Raw genomic sequence first — 16260 nt, forward strand, 5'->3', positions numbered from 1 at the left:
AGATCTAAATAACCCTCCTGTCATTAAAAACCGGACATAAGCACTGTAAAATAGCACCCAATTCCTAGAAAACTTCTAACAAATAGCCTTTGGCGCATATAAGATCTTATGACTGGCATCACAAAACTCCAGGTAAATACTCAAAATCAACAAAATCGGTGCCCTAGCTGCAATGCTAGAAATACTTTTACAAAGAAAAACCAATCCCGCCACAGAACAAACTTATCTATTCATTCCCCCTGGAACAAGACTTACCAAAACCATAGACTATATGATAAGATCTAATGAGAAAGCATCCTCTGAAGATTAAACACAGAACATAAGCACTGTAAAATAGCACCCAATTCCTAGAAAACTTCTAACAAATAGCCTATGGCGCATATAAGATCTTATGACTGGCATCACAAAACTCCAGGTAAATACTCAAAATCAACAAAATCGGTGCCCTAGCTGCAATGCTAGAAATACTTTTACAAAGAAAAACCAATCCCGCCACAGAACAAACTTATCTATTCATTCCCCCCCCCCGGAACAAGACGCACGAAGCCATAAACTATATGACACAGTCTGCAGAATACATGTCTGGCTTTGAGTTATGGTTTGGCATGACTGAAGGTATAATAGTAATAGCCGCTAGAGCTAAAACCCAGCACGTGGGACTTTGTATCTAATGTAGTTAAGGATACCATAAACGCCAGAAATACTACTTGAACACAAAAACAAGATCACAGCATTCACAAATCGCACTCAATGCCAAATACAAAGCTAACTTTAAGCACTCTCTAGTCTTAACTGCCCATGCAGCTCCCTTTTCACAGACTCTATGATACTATCTGACACTTCCTTTATTTCCGCTTCTGTCATAGTACCCAATCCTGAGGTTATCACAACAGCCACTGCAATTGATACCTTACCTTCTGGAATATTTACACCAGAGTAAACATCAAAGACAGAAACATCCTCTACATATCTCACCGCCTTTATGACAGTAACAAGCTCACGCGCTTTTATCTCCTTATCAAGTATAAAAGCAAAATCCCTCTTCACCACCTGGTACTTGTTCAAGAAAAATCCACCTCTTACTTTCTCTTCTTGACTAGATAGCCCCGACAAGAACACTTCAAAGCATGCAACTTTGTCTTTAAGTTCAAAAAACTCCACAAAACTTGGATGCAACTCCCCTACATACCCACACAACAGACCCTGACAATACACATCAGCAGATCTAGAAGGATGCAGATAATCTCTTGTAGATGCACGAAACTCGAGGTCAGCCTCGCTAATACCAAACTGCAGAAATACCCGCTCTATGTCAGCCTTTACATCAAAAAAATCAAATTTTCTGATCGAAGCATGCGGATTCCTAGGAAGATCATTACCCGCTCTAACTCCACACACTACGCAATCACTGCGATCTAGCGCAATATAAACATCTCCCAACTCAAATACTGAAATACTGTCACGCCCACAAGCCTGGTTATTAGATACAACCTGAAGCAAATTAGGCAATACAGACGGGCGCATAACATTGAACTGATTACTAATAGGATTATCTATATACAAATCTTCAACCGAAAATCCCATTTTCTCAACAACAGCACCAGCAAGAAATGACCACGTAATAACTTCGGTCAAACCTTGAGATAACATAGATGCACGCACCCTGTTATTCAAAGAATCATCTACAGCATTAGCTTTTCTCTCTAAAACACGCGCTGGCAACACCTCTTGCTCTTGTATCGCATCATAACCATGTATACGCAGCACTTCTTCTACAAGATCATGCGGAGAAGACACATCATTACGCCATGAAGGCACCTCAACTCGCCATAACTCCCCAGAAGCCGCATCTATAACAAAGCCCAATGACTCCAATATACTCAGAATACGTTCTCGATCGATAGAAACACTACCAATCTTGCTAACAATCTCAGGATCAAACTCAATATGAGCAGCTTTATTAGGTGCGCTACCCGAAATAACTACCTCACTGACTTCTCCCCCGCAGTATTTCGAAATAAGATATGCCGCATAATTCAACCCAAAACCCACCAATTTTGGGTCAACATATCGAGCAAATCTATAACTAGAATCCGTATTTAACCTCAACCTTCTAGACGATAGCGCAATGTCTACAGGATCATACCACGCTGACTCTATAAAAATATTCTCCGTATCAGACGTACACTTACTCTGCTCCGAGCCCATAATACCCGCAATGCAATGCACAATGCCATCAGCATCCCTAATCACCACATCACCAGCAAGCTCATACTTCTTGCCATTTATAGCAATACAATCCCCTCTCGCTACTTTCTCTACAATAAGCGCGGCACCCTTTATTTTATCAGCATCGTATACATGCATCGGCCTATTCAGCAACATCATGACATAGTTAACTATATCAACAACGCACGATACCGTTTTCACACCCGCAGCCAATAGCCTCTCTCTTATCCATCTAGGAGAAGCACTCTTATTACTTATAGACTTGATAGAACACCCCATTATCAAGCCATCTACACGCATATCCAGGGCAAAAGAAGGCTTACAAAGAGCAGCATCACCTCCCACCACAGGAAGCTCCTTAAGACTACCCATTCCCGCAGCAGCTAACTCTCTAGCTATTCCGTATACCCCCAGACAATCACCCCGGTTAGGCGTCACACTAACTTCAATTATCTCTTCCTGCGGAATAAAATCCTCCCCCACAGCATATTCAGAAGATTCCGATAAGTCCACTATACCAGAACTAGGATCCCAAGAAGATGACATCCCTAACTCTTCCAGAGAGCAAAGCATACCACTGCTTTCAATCCCCCTGATCACTGCTTTACTGATAGTAATACCACTCTCTTGGATATAAGCGCCAACTCGCGCTAAAACGGTTATCATCCCACTACGGACATTAGAAGCCCCGCACACTATTTGCAGAACCTCTACCCCGTCGTAAACTTTACATACCTTCAACTTATGCGCATCAGGATGAGCAAGAACCTCTAGAACTTTAGCTACTACGAAAGAGCCTTGCTTTACTCCCCCTTCCACAAGAGCAGCTTCCACACCTATAGAAGAGAGCTCATCTACCAAAACCTGAGCAGAACACCCAACATCAAGACAATCCAGCAACCAAGAATATGCAAACCTCACATATCACCTAAGCTAGCTGCCAATTACCTTCAAATCCTTTTCTCTATCTACTAACTCTATAATCGCTATAGGAGCACAATCACCCTTACGGAAGCCATTCTTCATTATACGAGTATAGCCACCATTACGATTCTTATAGCGCTGAGCCAAAACACCTAAAAGCTTATTAGTAACACTTGAGTTACCACTAGTCCGTGAGAGTAAGAGCCTTCTTCCACAGACTGGATCCTTCTGAGAATATCTCTTAGCAATTGTTATAAGACCCTCAACAACAGATCTCAAATCCTTAGCCTTAGGAAGAGTTGTAACAATCCTCTCAGAAGTCACAAGGGAAACAGCAAGATTCATCATCATAGCCATTCTATGCGCCGTAGGACGAGAAAACTTCCTATAACTTACACCATGCCTCATTCTAACCCCCAATCAGCGCAAACAAACCAATTATTAATCTTCACTATACTGCTTACTCAAATTCTCTATAGACTCCGGCGGCCAATTCGGCACCTTCATCCCCAAATGCAGATTCATACTAGCCAAGACCTCATTTATCTCATTAAGAGATTTTCTACCAAAATTCGGAGTTCTCAACATATCAGACTCCGTTCTCTGAACAAGATCACCTATATAAGTGATATTATCGTTCTTCAAACAGTTATGCGATCTAACAGAAAGCTCCAGTTCATCAACCTTCCTAAGGAGATTATGGTCATAAGGAAGTACACCCTCTTCCTTATCCACACTCTTCCTAGTCTCTTCCACTTCATCAAAACTTATGAATGACTGCAGCTGATCTTGCAATATCTTCGCAGCAACCGCAACAGCATCATCAGGAGCAACAGAGCCATCTGTCTCAACCGTCAACATAAGCCTGTCGTAATCAGTAAACTGCCCTATCCTACTGCTCTCTATTTTTAAAGCCACCTTCTTTACAGGACTATAAAGCGCATTAGTAGCTATAAATCCAGAACCAACTTCGGAAGCACCACCAGACCTTGACGCAGCCCTATACTCCGTAGCCGGAACATAACCCTTACCGCTGTTGACATAGATCTTCATGCAAAAATCCACATCCTTACCCAGCGTACAAATATGCAGATCCTTATTCAAAACTACGTGATCCGCAGAATCAACTATCGAAGCAGCAGTTACCTCTCCCGGACCCCGAGCAACAAGCCTCAGAACCCTTTGATTCGAGTTCAATAACTTCACTCTAAGCATACTGAGGTTCAGTACCAAATCCGCAACATCCTCTCTCACTCCCGAAAGAGCAGTAAGCTCATGCGAAGCTCCTTCAATCTCTATCCCGTAGACGGCAAAACCCCTGAGAGATGACATCATAACACGCCTCAGAGCATTGCCTAGAGTAAGCGCGAAACCACTCTCCAAAGGCTCAATCACCAACTCCATAACACAAGGCTCCTTACCACCTACAACCTTGATAGAAGATGGCCTGGTCAACTTGTTCCAATGGTCAGCCATGGAAAAACCACCCCCATAGCACGCACTACTAGACCCATCGCCGTTAGAAATTGACATAAATCTCTCTCAATAAAAACTACACCCTGCGCCTTTTTGGCAACTTACACCCATTGTGAGGAAGTTTAGTCACATCCTTAATAGACGTAACATTCAGATTGCAAGCCTGCACAGCCCTAATCGCCGCTTCCCTACCTGCACCCGGCCCTGAAATACATACCGATACAGTCTTCATACCATTTCGCTCGATTACAGCCTTTACAGCCCTAGCCACAGTCTCCTGCGCCGCATAAGGAGTAGACTTCTTACTACCCTTAAAATTACATGCCCCAGCGGAAGTAGTGACAAGCACATGACCCTGCTGATCCGCTATAGTCACGATGACATTGTTATAAGTAGCGCAAATGTGCACCCTTCCAACTACAACATTTCTCTTCTTCTTAACTACCGCCATAAAACCCCACTACTTTTTCTTAGCGGCAACAGCCAATCTAGAACCGCCTTTACGAGTTCTGGCATTTGTGTGAGTTCTTTGCCCACGCACAGGCAGCTTCTTCCTATGCCTCAAGCCCCGATAGCAACCAATATCCATCAAGAACTTAATGTTCATAGCTACTTCCTTACGCAAGTCTGCTTCTACAACACAGCCAGCCCTTATAAAATTTCTAATCTTAACTACATCTTCCTCGCTAAGAGCAGACACTCTAACATTCTTGTCTATACCGCAGCCTTCGCAAATCCTGTTAGCCAGAGACGTACCAATACCGTATATGTAAGTTAGTGCAACCACAACACGTTTATCTACAGGTACGTTAACCCCACCTATACGCGCCACCAAAAACCCCTAACAAAAACACCAATAAACCCCTATATAGCAAATGCTCCACATACCGTCAACTAGTTATTTAGACGATCTAGCACATGCTTCACATCCCCGTGAATTTCTTCCACAGTTCTGTCTCCATTTATCCTAATCACCTTGTCCTGATAGTATCCTTCCAACACCGTAACTTCCCTATCATAATCCATGAGCCTTCGCCTAATAACATTCAACGAATCGTCATTCCTGCGAACATACTCCTCACAGCCGCACGCTTGACACGCACCATGATTAAACACAGCATTGGATACAGCACCACATCCCTTACATACCAGGCGACCTTGCAGCCTATTCTCAACAACTGCAGCATCTACCTCTAACTTTAAAACCGCATCTATCTTGCGATTCAATAACTGCATCACTGCAGTGAGAAATTCCGCTTGAGGTAAATTCCTTGGAAAACCATCCAATAAGAAACCTGCAGAAACCCCCCTTAATTTCCTAAATATCATCTCGCAAACTAAAGGATCTCCTACAAGCCTTCCCTCTTGCATTATCGCTTCTACTTCTGCCCCTATCACAGTCTTAGAAGCAACTTCAGCCCTCAACAAATCTCCCATGGAGATAACTTCAAGCCCCTTCAGATATTCACCCAGCAAACGCGCTTGCGTCCCCTTTCCAGAACCAGGAGCACCAAAAATAAGTAAATTTACCTGTTCTTTTTCCATAGCTCTGACTTCTTCATCAACGCACTATACCTTCCAGAATATATCTGAGTCTGTACCTGAGAAAACGTATCATTAATGACATTGACAATAATCAAGAAGCTAGTACCTCCAAGAGTAAACGATACCGCGCAATAGTGCCGCACTACCTCCGGAACTACACAGACCACAGAAAGATATACAGCCCCTATAACCGTTAACCGTCGTATCACCTGATCAAAGTACTCCATTGTACTCTTACCAGGCCGCTTTCCAGGAATAAACCCAGAGTTTTTCTTCAACATCTCAGCCGTTTCCTTGGAATCAAAAACGAGCGAAGTATAGAAGAAAGTGAAGAACATAATCAATGCAACATATACAACGACGTATAGCACGCTTTCAGTATGAAAGTATCTCAATACAAAGTCAGACCATGATGAACCAGCACTAAATTTAGCAAGAGTCATCAACGATAGTAACAACGCATTTGCAAAGATCGGAGGTATAACGCCAGAAATGTTTATCTTCAAAGGCATGTAGCTGGAGTCACTATTATAAAAGCGCCCGCCCACTTGCCGCTTAGGATACTGCACCAAAACCTTTCTATACGATCTCTCAAAAAAGATAATGAGCAGAAACAACGCAAGAAAGGATGCCATAACCAAAAATACAGCGAATCCTGACAACTCCCCTCGTTTCCCTAACATGAACACGGAAGATAAAGAACTAGGCAATTCTGAGATTATTCCCACAAAGATAATCAAGGAAATACCATTACCTATCCCCTTGAGATTGATACGCTCACCCAACCATAGCAAGAACATCGTACCTGCTAACATGCTACTGATCCCAACCACCCTAAAGGTAAGACCTGGATCAAGTACAACCATAACCTCAGCAGTATTCATGCGCTCAAGCCCTAACAAAATCATCAGACCTTGAACAATACAAAAAACTACAGTGAGATACCGCGTATAGGAGTTTATCTTTGCCCTGCCAAGCTCACCCTCCTGCCTCATTTCATTAAGAGCAGGAACAGCTACAGAAAGCAACTGCACCATTATGGAAGATACAATGTAAGGCATAACATTGAGCGCAAATATAGTCATACGCCCCAAAGCACCACCTGAGAACACATTGAAAATGCCCAACACACCAGTAGTATGCCCAGAAACTATCTCACCTATTACACCTAAATTTATACCAGGAATAGGAATATAAGTTCCCAACCTGTACACTATAAGAGCGAATAGCGTGAACCCAAACCTCTTCAGCAAACCAACTCTACTACCAAGCGACGCCGCACTCACCTCGCACCCTCCTGCAAAACTTAATCGCCTAACAAAGACACCTTACTCTCAGCAGAACGTGAAATCGCATCGTAGTATATATCAACTTTTGATCCTAATTCACCTTTACCTAAAATCTTCACCTTACTCTTTGGCGCAATCACCCCAAGATTTACCAGCATTTCCTTACTGATCTTAGCACCCGCATCTATTCTCTTCGCATCTACCAGCCTCTGTATAACCCCGAGGTTGACGATATCGTATCTCTTACGTGTAAAAGATTTAAAACCACGCTTCGGAAGACGGGTAAATATAGACTGCTGACCACCTTCAAAGCCATTCACAGTACAACCAGAGCGAGCCTTCTGCCCCTTATGCCCTTTTCCGGATGTTTTACCCTTACCACAACCTAGCCCCCTACCAAGAACTTTACGTCCCTTTAGCCTAGGAAGACCGCTAAATAACTCATTTAACTTCATAATTATACCGAGCCCATACTACCGATTTATAACGTCGCAGACCTTTTTGCCCCTTTTACCTGCAACTTGCTTAGGAGATAACATACTCTTAAACGCGGAGAACACAGCATAAATTACAGTATGAGCATTTGAAGAACCTACAATTTTGGCGACTACATCCTGAACACCCAAAACTTCAAACACCGCCCTCACGGAACCACCTGCTATTATACCTGTTCCCACTTTCGCAGACCTCAGTATAACCCTGCTAGCACAAAACTTCGCAGTCACATCATGATGTAAAGTACGTGATTCACGAAGGTAAACCCTTATCATGTTCTTCTTAGCAGCATTCACTGCCTTTATCTTGGCTTCGGCAACTTCAGCATGCTTACCCATGCCACAGCCTACTCTACCCTTTTCGTCTCCAACAACAACGAGTACAGAAAACGAGAATCTTCTCCCTCCCTTTACAACCTTGGAGACCCTCCGCACGGACACAAGCAACTCTGACAAATCATGCGCGTCATTTGATGTACGCGGCTTCCTATCAACACTCATCAATACTCCTAAAACTCGAAACCTAGACTCCTCAGTTCATCAGCAAATGCTGCAACGACACCCATATACCTATAAGAGCCTCTATCAAAGACAAACTTGCGATACGCTGCATCTAAACCAGAAATACGCTCAGCTAGCAGCTTGGCAACAATCTTAACAGCCCCCGCATTAACACGCCTACTGGCTACTGCCAGCACTTCCGACTCCAAAGTAGACGCAGCAGCAACAGTCCTACCAGCTTCGTCGTCTATTAATTGGGCATAAAAATGCCTATTAGACTTAAATACTGACAGCCGGATAGAGGACAGAGACCTAAGCTTTAGCCTCACACGCCTCCTACGCCTCTCTGCTCTTTTCAAATCAAACAACGACATAGTCAGACTCCCTCTATCACTTTTTCTTACTAACTTCTTTTCTGTACACGTACTTTCCTTTTACGAAAATACCCTTTCCTTTGTAAGGATCATATCGCCTAATGGAACACAAATCCGCGGCAACCATATGCACCTTGATTTTGTCGCTCCCACTAATAGTAAACTGCGTTGGCTTAGTACACTTAACCTCAATACCCTCAGGAATGACGTACTTAACACTATGACTAAAACCTAAGGATATAGAGAGGCATTCACCTTGATGCACTACCTTATATCCAACACCATTTACCTCGAACTCAACAAGGAAACCGCTGGCCATACCCCTGATCGCATTGTTTATGTTGCTCCTATAAGAACCCCACATCACCTTTGCTTTGGTAGAATGCTTGTTCTCATTAACCAGCATAAGCATCTTGCCATCTAGCACCGCCTTAATTCCATGGCTCAGGGAAAAAGTAGAAGTCCTACCCTTAGCATCGGAAACAGTAACCCCACTTTCGTCAACGCTTACCTGCACACCTTCAGGAATCTCTATAGGCATAGCTCCAACTCTAGACACAGCACAATCTCCCTAAAAAACCCCACATAAAATCTCACCTCCTACACCCGCATTCCGCGCATGAGAATCCAACATTATGCCCTTGGATGTTGATACTATATATATACCAAGAGCATTATAAAACCGAGGCATCTTATCTGCAGATGAGTAAACCCTTTTACCAGGACGCGAAACACGCACTATCTTCCGAATAGCGGCAGCGCTATTAAAATACTTCAAAAATACCTTGAGCACCTTAATACCTGAATCACCCCTGACTTCTTCAGTGAAAGACTCTATATAGCCTTCTTCAACCAAAATCCTCAGTACAGCCATCACTACCTTAGAACAGGGAACATAAACTACCTTGTTCATACCCGCTTGCCCGTTACGTAAACGCGTTAAAAAATCAGCAATGGGATCCGATAACGACACAACAAAACCTCACTAAATTACCAACTTGACTTTGTTAACCCAGGTATCTGACCTATAGAACCCAGCTGACGAAGCACTATACGCGACATCTTGAACTTCCTATAGTAACCACGCGGCCTACCAGTAATCAAACACCTATTCCTAATCCTTATATACGAGGAATCCCTTGGCATTTTGGAGAGCTTTAACTGCGCCGCAAAGCGCTCAGACATAGATAAAGACTCATCCTTAATAATAGCCACAAGAGCCTTACGCTTTTCTGACAACGCCGCAGAAATAGCTACACGCTTCAAATTCCTTTGCACAACAGACTTCCTAGACACCCTACCCCCTACTAATTCATAAAAGGAAATCCCAACTCTAAGAGCAAGGCTTTCGCATCAGCATCATTCGTAGCAGTAGTCACTATCACCACATCTAATCCACGAACCTTATCTATCTTGTCATAATCCACTTCCAAGAACGATATATGCTCCTTTATACCAAATGATATGTTGCCATGCCCATCTAGCTGCGAAGTAGACAATCCTCTGAAATCCCTCTCCCTAGGAAGAGCAATGTTAATAAGCCTATCTAAGAACTCATACATCCTCTTGCCCCGCAAGGTCACCATACAACCTATCGGAAACCCCTTACGTATCTTAAAACCAGCTATGGACTTCCTAGCACGAGTCACCACAGGCTTCTGCGCAGATATCATCGCTAGATCCCGAGTACACGAATCCATAACTTTACTATCCGCAGCACTAATCCCAATGCCCATATTCAAACAAACCTTAACTACTCTGGGCACCTGCATAACATTCTTCTTACCAAGCCTACTAACAAGAGACTTGGCCACCGCGTCCTTAGATAAACTCCCCAACATACTAACCTAATCCAAAACTCTTCCAGAACTTTTTAGGTACCGCACTTTCTTCCCATCGACAAACTTATAGCCAACCCTCGTACGAACACCAGCCTCGCTATCAAAAAAAGCAACATTTGATATATCTATAAATCTTTCGATACTGAAGATACCACCTTCTCTGTTCTTTGACGGCTTAACACTCTTCCTACATAGGGCAACCGATGCTACTTTCGCTAAAACACGCCCACCCTTTCTCAGAATCTTTACAACCTTCCCGACCTTACCTTTATCGCTCCCCGTGATAACGATAACGTCATCTCCACTAACAATCTTAGCCACTACAAAACCTCCACAGCCAAAGACATCACCTTGGTGAATTCACCCACAGGAAATTTTCTTACAGGGCCAAATACTCTAGTGCCTAATGGATCACCTTGATCATTGACCAAAACCACTGCATTACTAGAAAATCTAATAATACTGCCGTCTAACCTGCGAATCGGCCCCTTGACCCTCACAATCACGGCCTTGTATACCTTACCCTTCGTCACGCGTCCTTTGGGAGCAGCAACTTTAGCAGATACAACAATCACATCACCAACCGTAGCAGACTTCTTGCCCCCTAAGAATCCTATACACAGAACCTTACGAGCTCCAGAATTATCTGCAACATCTAAAATGGCATTCTTCTGTATCATCCTAAAACCTACTCATCAACTACAATCCACCTTTTAGTAGCAGATATAGGAACATGCTCCCTTATCTTAACTACATCCCCACGCGCACATCTATTCTGTTCATCATGCACAGAATAAACCCTACATTTCTTCACAATCTTTTTATACACTTTATGGTGAACCATCCTGTAAACTGACACCTTTACTGTCTTATCTCGCCTAGCGTCAGTGACTACACCTACCAAAACTCCCTTAGACATTCTCTCCCCTTATCTTTCTCAAGCTAAGCACAGTCAATACCCTCGCGATTTCCTTTTTTATAACGCTTCGACGAGCAGCATTTACAACACCACCACTCTTGCTTTCAAATATATGCTCAATTAAGTCCCTTCTTAAAGCGGCCAATCTCTCAGACAGCTCCTTAGAAGATTTCTTTTCCATTTCAGCGACTGTACTCATAGATTTTCCCTAAAACCCCTCTTCTACAAAACTGCACTTTATCGGCAACTTCGACTGCGCTTTTCTGAAAGCCTCTCTAGCCAATTCCACAGAAACACCACCTATCTCAAATAAGATACGTCCGGGCTGCACCTTACATACCCACATCTCCGTGCTACCCTTACCCTTACCCATACGCACATCAACAGGCTTCTTACTAACGGGAACATGACAGAATACCCTAATCCACACCTTCCCTACACGTCTCAAACTCCTGGATATACTACGCCTAGCAGACTCAATCTGCTTAGAAGTAAGCCTGCATGGCTCCAAAGCCTTAAGACCACACTGGCCAAACGCAAGCTCACTACCACCTTTGGTATTTCCGCTAATACGCCCCTTAAAACTCTTAGAATGCTTTGTCTTCCTCGGCACAAATAACATAGCAATAACTCCTTACTCGACCACAGCCCTTGAATCACCAACATAAACCCATACTTTAACACCAACTATGCCATATATGGTCTTCGCCTCAACACAGCTGTAGTCAATATTGGCCCTAAATGTGTGCAAAGGAACACTACCTTCTTTATACCACTCGGTTCTAGCTATCTCCGCACCACCTAAACGGCCAGCACAGCTAACTTTCACACCCTTAGCCCCCATCTTGAGACAGTTTTGCACACCCCTCTTCATAGCACGCCTGAACGAAACACGCTTCTCAAGCTGCTGCGCTATATTCTCTGCTATCAGGACAGCCTTCAAATCAGGTTTCTTGACCTCAACAATATGCAACTCCACTTCATGATTCACCATCTTAGCGATCTTCTGCTTTATTCTGTCAATATCAACACCCTTCTTACCAATAATGACCCCCGGCCTAGCAGAGTGTATATTGATAATTACGGCATCCACCTTTCTGGCTATAACCACCTTACTCACCGCAGCATGATGAAATGTCTTCTTCACGAAGCTCCGCAACAGAAGATCCTCATGCAATTTCGTCGCATAATCCCTATTGGCATACCATAGTGAATCCCACGTCCCAACTATCTTTAATCTCAATCCAATGGGATTAGACTTCTGCCCCATAAGCTACCTTTCCAACAACTTCACAACAACACTTCCATAGCGCTTACTAATCCGACACGCTCTACCACGCGCCCTCGGTTGCACTCTCCGTAAAGTAAACGCCTTACCAACTAACACTTCCTTCACATACAAATTATCAGCATCCACACCGTAATTAGCACGCGCATTAGCAATCGCAGACTTTAGAACTTTGTCTATAAGCAAAGCCGCCTTTTTTTTGCAAAACTTCAAGTACATAGCCGCAACAGCTACATCCTTCCCTCTGATAAGATCTGCAACCAAATTCAGCTTAGCAGGAGTAGACCTAAGCCCCAAGCCCTTAGCAGCAATAACAATAGACATACCTAACCCTTCCTGGAAACCTTTTTATCACCTGCATGCCCCAAAAATCTTCTGGTAGGCGAAAACTCACCAAACTTACGTCCCACTATGTTATCAGTCACCTTTACAGGAACATAGGTTTTACCGTTGTAGACCCCAAAAGTGAGACCCACAAACTTATTAAGTATTACAGACGACCTAGAGTGAATATTAATCACAACACTAGTTCTATTAGACGCTATAACCCTGTTCGCCAAACGAAGAACATGCGGCGCACAAAAAGGAGGCTTTTTAACAGATCTGGACATATAACCTATCTCTTGACAGACGAAACCCTAATATACTTATCACTATGCTTACCACGCTTTCTGGTCTTCTTACCCTTAGTCGGAACACCCCAAGGAGTTACAGAGTTTCTACCTCCTGAAGTCTTTCCTTCACCACCACCATGCGGGTGATCCACAGGGTTCATCGCAACACCGCGAACCTTAGGCCTAAGCCCCAGCCATCTGCTCCTACCAGCCTTCCCTAACTTTATGTTTCTGTTATCCAAATTAGAAACAACGCCAACAGTCGCTCTGCATACAGATAATATCCTTCTTACTTCACCCGAGCCCAAGCGTAGCATAACATACGCGCCATCTCTACCCATGACTTGCGCATAACTACCAGCAGCCCTGGCAATGATTCCACCTCCTCCAACTTTCATCTCAACATTATGAACGAAAGTACCAGAAGGAATCATCGATAACTTAAGACAATTACCAGGTAGAACGTCAGATCCAGCACCAGACATTATGACATCATCTACCTTCAAACCACTAGGCGCGAGGATATAAGACAGCTCACCATCTTCATACTGTATCAACGCAAGAAACGCAGTACGATTAGGATCATATTCCAAACGCTTTACTACCGCAGGAACACCCTCCTTGTTTCTCTTGAAATCTACCACTCTGTACAAGCGTCGGTGCCCACCACCACGATGCCTCACAGTAATAACACCACGAGAATTCCTACCACCAGAAGAAACTCTACTGGAAACAAGAGACTTCTCAGGCCTACCCTTCCATAGCGCCGTCTTATCTACCAAAACAGTACCCCTAAGAGAAGGAGTAACAGAATTTAAAACTCTAAGACTCATTTCGCCCCCACAACCTTAAACTCCTTTCCCTTAGCTAGTGAGAAATAGACCTTCTTCCTATTCTTTCTTCTTCCTAAAATCCCCTTGCAGCGCTTCTGCTTCCCCTTAAGCCTCAAGGAGCAAATGTTAAAGGGCTCACTGCCACACAACATCTCTATAGCCTTCTTAATCTGAGACTTACGTGCATCAACGGTAGCATACACCGCATACCTGTTGCTTTCCTCAGTCAGCGCTACGACCTTCTCCGTAATTACAGGAGAAACGATCACAGACAAACAATCACTCATTGCTCAACCTACCCTCAAGAGACTTCACTGTATCCACAGTTAATATCACACAATCATGCTTCAGTATGTCTAAAACATTTATACCAACACACTTTAATAAGTCTACACCCCGCAAATTACGACAAGCCCGCACAACCTCTTCCTTACAACTTTCAGAGACCACCAAATACGAACTATGCCCCGCAAAATTACCAAAGACCCCCTTGGCATCCGCGGTTTTCTTGAGATCCACATCTAGACTATCAAGCACCACTAGCTTATTAGCAGCAACCTTCATCGACAAAGCTACCTTGAGCCCCAATCTACGAACCTTCTTATTTAAAGAATACTCATGACTACGAGGCACTGGCCCAAATATCACCGCACCACCCCTAAATTGAGGACTACGCAAACTACCCTGCCTCGCCCTACCAGTATGCTTCTGCCTATAAGGCTTCGCAGTAGTACCTGAAATATCACTAATACCCTTAGCTTTATGAGTCCCAGCACGCCTCTTAGCAAGCTGCCAGTTTACGACCTCTTTAAGCACATCGCGCCTTGGCTCAAGCCCAAACACCTGCGGATTCAGGTCAATACTACCTACAACCTCATTCGCTATGTTAACAATATTAACTTCCATACAATGCTCTCAAATCCCTTCTCAACCAGCCATGCTCTCCGAGAGCGCTTCACCCTTAGGAACAGGTTTTTTTATAGCATCCCTAACAAAAACATAAGACCCCTCGGCCCCAGGAATACCAGTACCACGAACAACCAAAAGCGACTCTTTCTCATCCACTAGCATCACCTGGAGATTCTGCATAGTCACCTTACTATCACCCATGTGACCAGCCATTTTCTTGCCCTTGAATACGCGACCAGGATCTTGACATTGCCCCGTAGAACCCTGCGACCTGTGCGATATGGAAACACCATGAGAAGCACGCAATCCACGGAAATTATGCCTCTTCATAACACCCGCAAAACCCCTACCAATTGTATATCCAGTCACATCAACGAATTGACCTTTGAAAAAATGACTCACCTCTACCTTACTACCAGGCTGCAAATCTCCTACGGCCTTAACCCTTGACTCGAACAACTTATAGTCTTCCTCAATGCCCAATTTCCTCAAAGCTTGAACCTGAGGCTTATTCACAACACCACGACGCTTCGTACCCAGCACAACAGCATCGTAACCATGTATGCCACTAACCTTAGTGCCAACAACAAAAGTATCCTCCAATAACAAAAGCGTTACCGGAACCCTAGACCCGGTAGTAGCATCAAACATAGCGGTGCTACCAACCTTTTTCATCCACAAACCTATCCTATGCCCTGCTGCCACGTTACCCTCCAACAACCTTAACTTTCACATCAACGCCAGCTGGCAATTGCAAACTCATTAACGCCTGCAATATTGCAGAATTCGCCTTAGGTAGGCTAATCAATCTCTTATGAGTCCTAATTTCAAACTGCTCTCTAGACTTCTTATCAACGTGAGTTGAGCGATTAACAATAAACTTCGCAGTCCTCCTAGGAAAAAATATAGGGCCGTTTACCTTAGCCCCACTTCTCTTCGCCACCAGAACTATGTTTCGAGCAGACCTGTCGAGCAAACCATGATCGAATGCCTTGAGCTCAATGTATATCTTCTGCGTTACCAT

Annotated in this window: 27 protein-coding genes; all 27 read right to left on the bottom strand. The window is 43.8% G+C overall.

All coding sequences use genetic code 11. The features are described from left to right. Positions 1 to 771: 771 nt before the first annotated feature. Positions 772 to 3150 (bottom strand): phenylalanine--tRNA ligase subunit beta, encoded by a 2379-nt coding sequence (gene pheT / locus APHWEB_RS00765; protein WP_020849248.1) that lies wholly within the window; start codon positions 3148 to 3150, stop codon positions 772 to 774. Between the two features lie 12 nt (positions 3151 to 3162). Beyond that, on the bottom strand, positions 3163 to 3561 hold the full coding sequence (rplQ, locus tag APHWEB_RS00770) for a 50S ribosomal protein L17 (protein WP_011450439.1): 399 nt from the start codon (positions 3559 to 3561) through the stop codon (positions 3163 to 3165). Positions 3562 to 3594: 33 nt separating this feature from the next. Then, positions 3595 to 4686: a DNA-directed RNA polymerase subunit alpha gene (locus APHWEB_RS00775; RefSeq protein ID WP_020848822.1), complete on the bottom strand. Its 1092-nt coding sequence runs from the start codon at positions 4684 to 4686 to the stop codon at positions 3595 to 3597. 19 nt (positions 4687 to 4705) lie between these two features. Continuing rightward, complete coding sequence (gene rpsK / locus APHWEB_RS00780) at positions 4706 to 5080, bottom strand: 30S ribosomal protein S11 (RefSeq protein ID WP_011450437.1); 375 nt, start codon at positions 5078 to 5080, stop codon at positions 4706 to 4708. A gap of 9 nt (positions 5081 to 5089) precedes the next feature. Beyond that, positions 5090 to 5461: a 30S ribosomal protein S13 gene (rpsM, locus tag APHWEB_RS00785; protein ID WP_011450436.1), complete on the bottom strand. Its 372-nt coding sequence runs from the start codon at positions 5459 to 5461 to the stop codon at positions 5090 to 5092. 62 nt (positions 5462 to 5523) lie between these two features. Then, positions 5524 to 6174 carry an adenylate kinase family protein gene (locus APHWEB_RS00790; protein WP_020849247.1) on the bottom strand — a complete coding sequence of 217 codons (651 nt, stop codon included), beginning with the start codon at positions 6172 to 6174 and terminating at the stop codon, positions 5524 to 5526. Beyond that, positions 6156 to 7460 carry a preprotein translocase subunit SecY gene (secY, locus tag APHWEB_RS00795; RefSeq protein ID WP_020849246.1) on the bottom strand — a complete coding sequence of 435 codons (1305 nt, stop codon included), beginning with the start codon at positions 7458 to 7460 and terminating at the stop codon, positions 6156 to 6158. The genes APHWEB_RS00790 and secY overlap by 19 nt, the downstream gene beginning before the upstream one ends. Positions 7461 to 7480: 20 nt before the next feature. Further along, the gene (rplO, locus tag APHWEB_RS00800) at positions 7481 to 7918 is read right to left on the bottom strand and encodes a 50S ribosomal protein L15 (RefSeq protein WP_011450433.1); all 438 of its coding nucleotides are present in this window, start codon (positions 7916 to 7918) and stop codon (positions 7481 to 7483) included. Between the two features lie 18 nt (positions 7919 to 7936). Then, on the bottom strand, positions 7937 to 8458 hold the full coding sequence (rpsE, locus tag APHWEB_RS00805) for a 30S ribosomal protein S5 (protein WP_011450432.1): 522 nt from the start codon (positions 8456 to 8458) through the stop codon (positions 7937 to 7939). Between the two features lie 8 nt (positions 8459 to 8466). After that, positions 8467 to 8832 (bottom strand): 50S ribosomal protein L18, encoded by a 366-nt coding sequence (gene rplR / locus APHWEB_RS00810; protein ID WP_011450431.1) that lies wholly within the window; start codon positions 8830 to 8832, stop codon positions 8467 to 8469. A 16-nt stretch (positions 8833 to 8848) separates the two neighbouring features. After that, positions 8849 to 9391 carry a 50S ribosomal protein L6 gene (gene rplF / locus APHWEB_RS00815; protein ID WP_011450430.1) on the bottom strand — a complete coding sequence of 181 codons (543 nt, stop codon included), beginning with the start codon at positions 9389 to 9391 and terminating at the stop codon, positions 8849 to 8851. A 12-nt stretch (positions 9392 to 9403) separates the two neighbouring features. Next, positions 9404 to 9805, bottom strand: a complete 402-nt coding sequence (rpsH, locus tag APHWEB_RS00820; RefSeq protein ID WP_011450429.1) for a 30S ribosomal protein S8 — start codon at positions 9803 to 9805, stop codon at positions 9404 to 9406. 17 nt (positions 9806 to 9822) lie between these two features. Next, the gene (rpsN, locus tag APHWEB_RS00825; RefSeq protein ID WP_011450428.1) at positions 9823 to 10128 is read right to left on the bottom strand and encodes a 30S ribosomal protein S14; all 306 of its coding nucleotides are present in this window, start codon (positions 10126 to 10128) and stop codon (positions 9823 to 9825) included. Positions 10129 to 10139: 11 nt separating this feature from the next. After that, entirely contained in the window at positions 10140 to 10673 is a 534-nt protein-coding gene (gene rplE, locus APHWEB_RS00830) for a 50S ribosomal protein L5 (RefSeq protein WP_011450427.1), read from the bottom strand. A gap of 6 nt (positions 10674 to 10679) precedes the next feature. Continuing rightward, positions 10680 to 10994 carry a 50S ribosomal protein L24 gene (gene rplX / locus APHWEB_RS00835; RefSeq protein ID WP_011450426.1) on the bottom strand — a complete coding sequence of 105 codons (315 nt, stop codon included), beginning with the start codon at positions 10992 to 10994 and terminating at the stop codon, positions 10680 to 10682. Continuing rightward, positions 10994 to 11353: a 50S ribosomal protein L14 gene (gene rplN / locus APHWEB_RS00840; RefSeq protein ID WP_011450425.1), complete on the bottom strand. Its 360-nt coding sequence runs from the start codon at positions 11351 to 11353 to the stop codon at positions 10994 to 10996. Before rplN ends, rplX begins: the two co-directional genes overlap by 1 nt. An 8-nt stretch (positions 11354 to 11361) precedes the next feature. Continuing rightward, positions 11362 to 11592 carry a 30S ribosomal protein S17 gene (rpsQ, locus tag APHWEB_RS00845; protein ID WP_011450424.1) on the bottom strand — a complete coding sequence of 77 codons (231 nt, stop codon included), beginning with the start codon at positions 11590 to 11592 and terminating at the stop codon, positions 11362 to 11364. Next, positions 11585 to 11791, bottom strand: coding sequence for a 50S ribosomal protein L29 (rpmC, locus tag APHWEB_RS00850; protein WP_011450423.1), 207 nt, complete (start codon positions 11789 to 11791; stop codon positions 11585 to 11587). Before rpmC ends, rpsQ begins: the two co-directional genes overlap by 8 nt. 9 nt (positions 11792 to 11800) lie before the next feature. Then, positions 11801 to 12214, bottom strand: coding sequence for a 50S ribosomal protein L16 (rplP, locus tag APHWEB_RS00855; protein ID WP_011450422.1), 414 nt, complete (start codon positions 12212 to 12214; stop codon positions 11801 to 11803). A gap of 12 nt (positions 12215 to 12226) precedes the next feature. After that, positions 12227 to 12862, bottom strand: a complete 636-nt coding sequence (gene rpsC / locus APHWEB_RS00860) for a 30S ribosomal protein S3 (RefSeq protein ID WP_011450421.1) — start codon at positions 12860 to 12862, stop codon at positions 12227 to 12229. 3 nt (positions 12863 to 12865) lie between these two features. Further along, positions 12866 to 13204 carry a 50S ribosomal protein L22 gene (gene rplV / locus APHWEB_RS00865; RefSeq protein WP_011450420.1) on the bottom strand — a complete coding sequence of 113 codons (339 nt, stop codon included), beginning with the start codon at positions 13202 to 13204 and terminating at the stop codon, positions 12866 to 12868. A gap of 2 nt (positions 13205 to 13206) precedes the next feature. Further along, complete coding sequence (rpsS, locus tag APHWEB_RS00870; protein WP_011450419.1) at positions 13207 to 13491, bottom strand: 30S ribosomal protein S19; 285 nt, start codon at positions 13489 to 13491, stop codon at positions 13207 to 13209. A gap of 5 nt (positions 13492 to 13496) precedes the next feature. Beyond that, the gene (gene rplB, locus APHWEB_RS00875) at positions 13497 to 14327 is read right to left on the bottom strand and encodes a 50S ribosomal protein L2 (RefSeq protein ID WP_011450418.1); all 831 of its coding nucleotides are present in this window, start codon (positions 14325 to 14327) and stop codon (positions 13497 to 13499) included. Next, positions 14324 to 14614 (bottom strand): 50S ribosomal protein L23, encoded by a 291-nt coding sequence (locus APHWEB_RS00880; RefSeq protein ID WP_011450417.1) that lies wholly within the window; start codon positions 14612 to 14614, stop codon positions 14324 to 14326. Before APHWEB_RS00880 ends, rplB begins: the two co-directional genes overlap by 4 nt. Next, positions 14607 to 15233: a 50S ribosomal protein L4 gene (gene rplD, locus APHWEB_RS00885; protein ID WP_011450416.1), complete on the bottom strand. Its 627-nt coding sequence runs from the start codon at positions 15231 to 15233 to the stop codon at positions 14607 to 14609. Before rplD ends, APHWEB_RS00880 begins: the two co-directional genes overlap by 8 nt. 21 nt (positions 15234 to 15254) lie before the next feature. Next, complete coding sequence (rplC, locus tag APHWEB_RS00890; protein WP_044104191.1) at positions 15255 to 15911, bottom strand: 50S ribosomal protein L3; 657 nt, start codon at positions 15909 to 15911, stop codon at positions 15255 to 15257. Between the two features lie 31 nt (positions 15912 to 15942). After that, complete coding sequence (rpsJ, locus tag APHWEB_RS00895; protein ID WP_011450414.1) at positions 15943 to 16260, bottom strand: 30S ribosomal protein S10; 318 nt, start codon at positions 16258 to 16260, stop codon at positions 15943 to 15945.

The sequence above is a fragment of the Anaplasma phagocytophilum str. Webster genome (assembly GCF_000964685.1).
GTDB lineage: Bacteria > Pseudomonadota > Alphaproteobacteria > Rickettsiales > Anaplasmataceae > Anaplasma > Anaplasma phagocytophilum.

Excerpts from the sequence above, each read along its gene's own strand:
- rplQ (WP_011450439.1), bottom strand. The coding sequence starts at position 3,561 with ATGAGGCATGGTGTAAGTTATAGGAAGTTTTCTCGTCCTACGGCGCAT.
- APHWEB_RS00775 (WP_020848822.1), bottom strand. The coding sequence starts at position 4,686 with ATGTCAATTTCTAACGGCGATGGGTCTAGTAGTGCGTGCTATGGGGGT.
- rpsK (WP_011450437.1), bottom strand. The coding sequence starts at position 5,080 with ATGGCGGTAGTTAAGAAGAAGAGAAATGTTGTAGTTGGAAGGGTGCAC.
- APHWEB_RS00790 (WP_020849247.1), bottom strand. The coding sequence starts at position 6,174 with ATGGAAAAAGAACAGGTAAATTTACTTATTTTTGGTGCTCCTGGTTCT.
- rplO (WP_011450433.1), bottom strand. The coding sequence starts at position 7,918 with ATGAAGTTAAATGAGTTATTTAGCGGTCTTCCTAGGCTAAAGGGACGT.
- rpsE (WP_011450432.1), bottom strand. The coding sequence starts at position 8,458 with ATGAGTGTTGATAGGAAGCCGCGTACATCAAATGACGCGCATGATTTG.
- rplR (WP_011450431.1), bottom strand. The coding sequence starts at position 8,832 with ATGTCGTTGTTTGATTTGAAAAGAGCAGAGAGGCGTAGGAGGCGTGTG.
- rplE (WP_011450427.1), bottom strand. The coding sequence starts at position 10,673 with ATGTTGGGGAGTTTATCTAAGGACGCGGTGGCCAAGTCTCTTGTTAGT.
- rplN (WP_011450425.1), bottom strand. The coding sequence starts at position 11,353 with ATGATACAGAAGAATGCCATTTTAGATGTTGCAGATAATTCTGGAGCT.
- rpsQ (WP_011450424.1), bottom strand. The coding sequence starts at position 11,592 with ATGTCTAAGGGAGTTTTGGTAGGTGTAGTCACTGACGCTAGGCGAGAT.
- rpmC (WP_011450423.1), bottom strand. The coding sequence starts at position 11,791 with ATGAGTACAGTCGCTGAAATGGAAAAGAAATCTTCTAAGGAGCTGTCT.
- rplP (WP_011450422.1), bottom strand. The coding sequence starts at position 12,214 with ATGTTATTTGTGCCGAGGAAGACAAAGCATTCTAAGAGTTTTAAGGGG.
- rpsC (WP_011450421.1), bottom strand. The coding sequence starts at position 12,862 with ATGGGGCAGAAGTCTAATCCCATTGGATTGAGATTAAAGATAGTTGGG.
- rplV (WP_011450420.1), bottom strand. The coding sequence starts at position 13,204 with ATGTCTATTGTTATTGCTGCTAAGGGCTTGGGGCTTAGGTCTACTCCT.
- rpsS (WP_011450419.1), bottom strand. The coding sequence starts at position 13,491 with ATGTCCAGATCTGTTAAAAAGCCTCCTTTTTGTGCGCCGCATGTTCTT.
- rplB (WP_011450418.1), bottom strand. The coding sequence starts at position 14,327 with ATGAGTCTTAGAGTTTTAAATTCTGTTACTCCTTCTCTTAGGGGTACT.
- APHWEB_RS00880 (WP_011450417.1), bottom strand. The coding sequence starts at position 14,614 with ATGAGTGATTGTTTGTCTGTGATCGTTTCTCCTGTAATTACGGAGAAG.
- rplD (WP_011450416.1), bottom strand. The coding sequence starts at position 15,233 with ATGGAAGTTAATATTGTTAACATAGCGAATGAGGTTGTAGGTAGTATT.
- rplC (WP_044104191.1), bottom strand. The coding sequence starts at position 15,911 with ATGAAAAAGGTTGGTAGCACCGCTATGTTTGATGCTACTACCGGGTCT.
- rpsJ (WP_011450414.1), bottom strand. The coding sequence starts at position 16,260 with ATGGTAACGCAGAAGATATACATTGAGCTCAAGGCATTCGATCATGGT.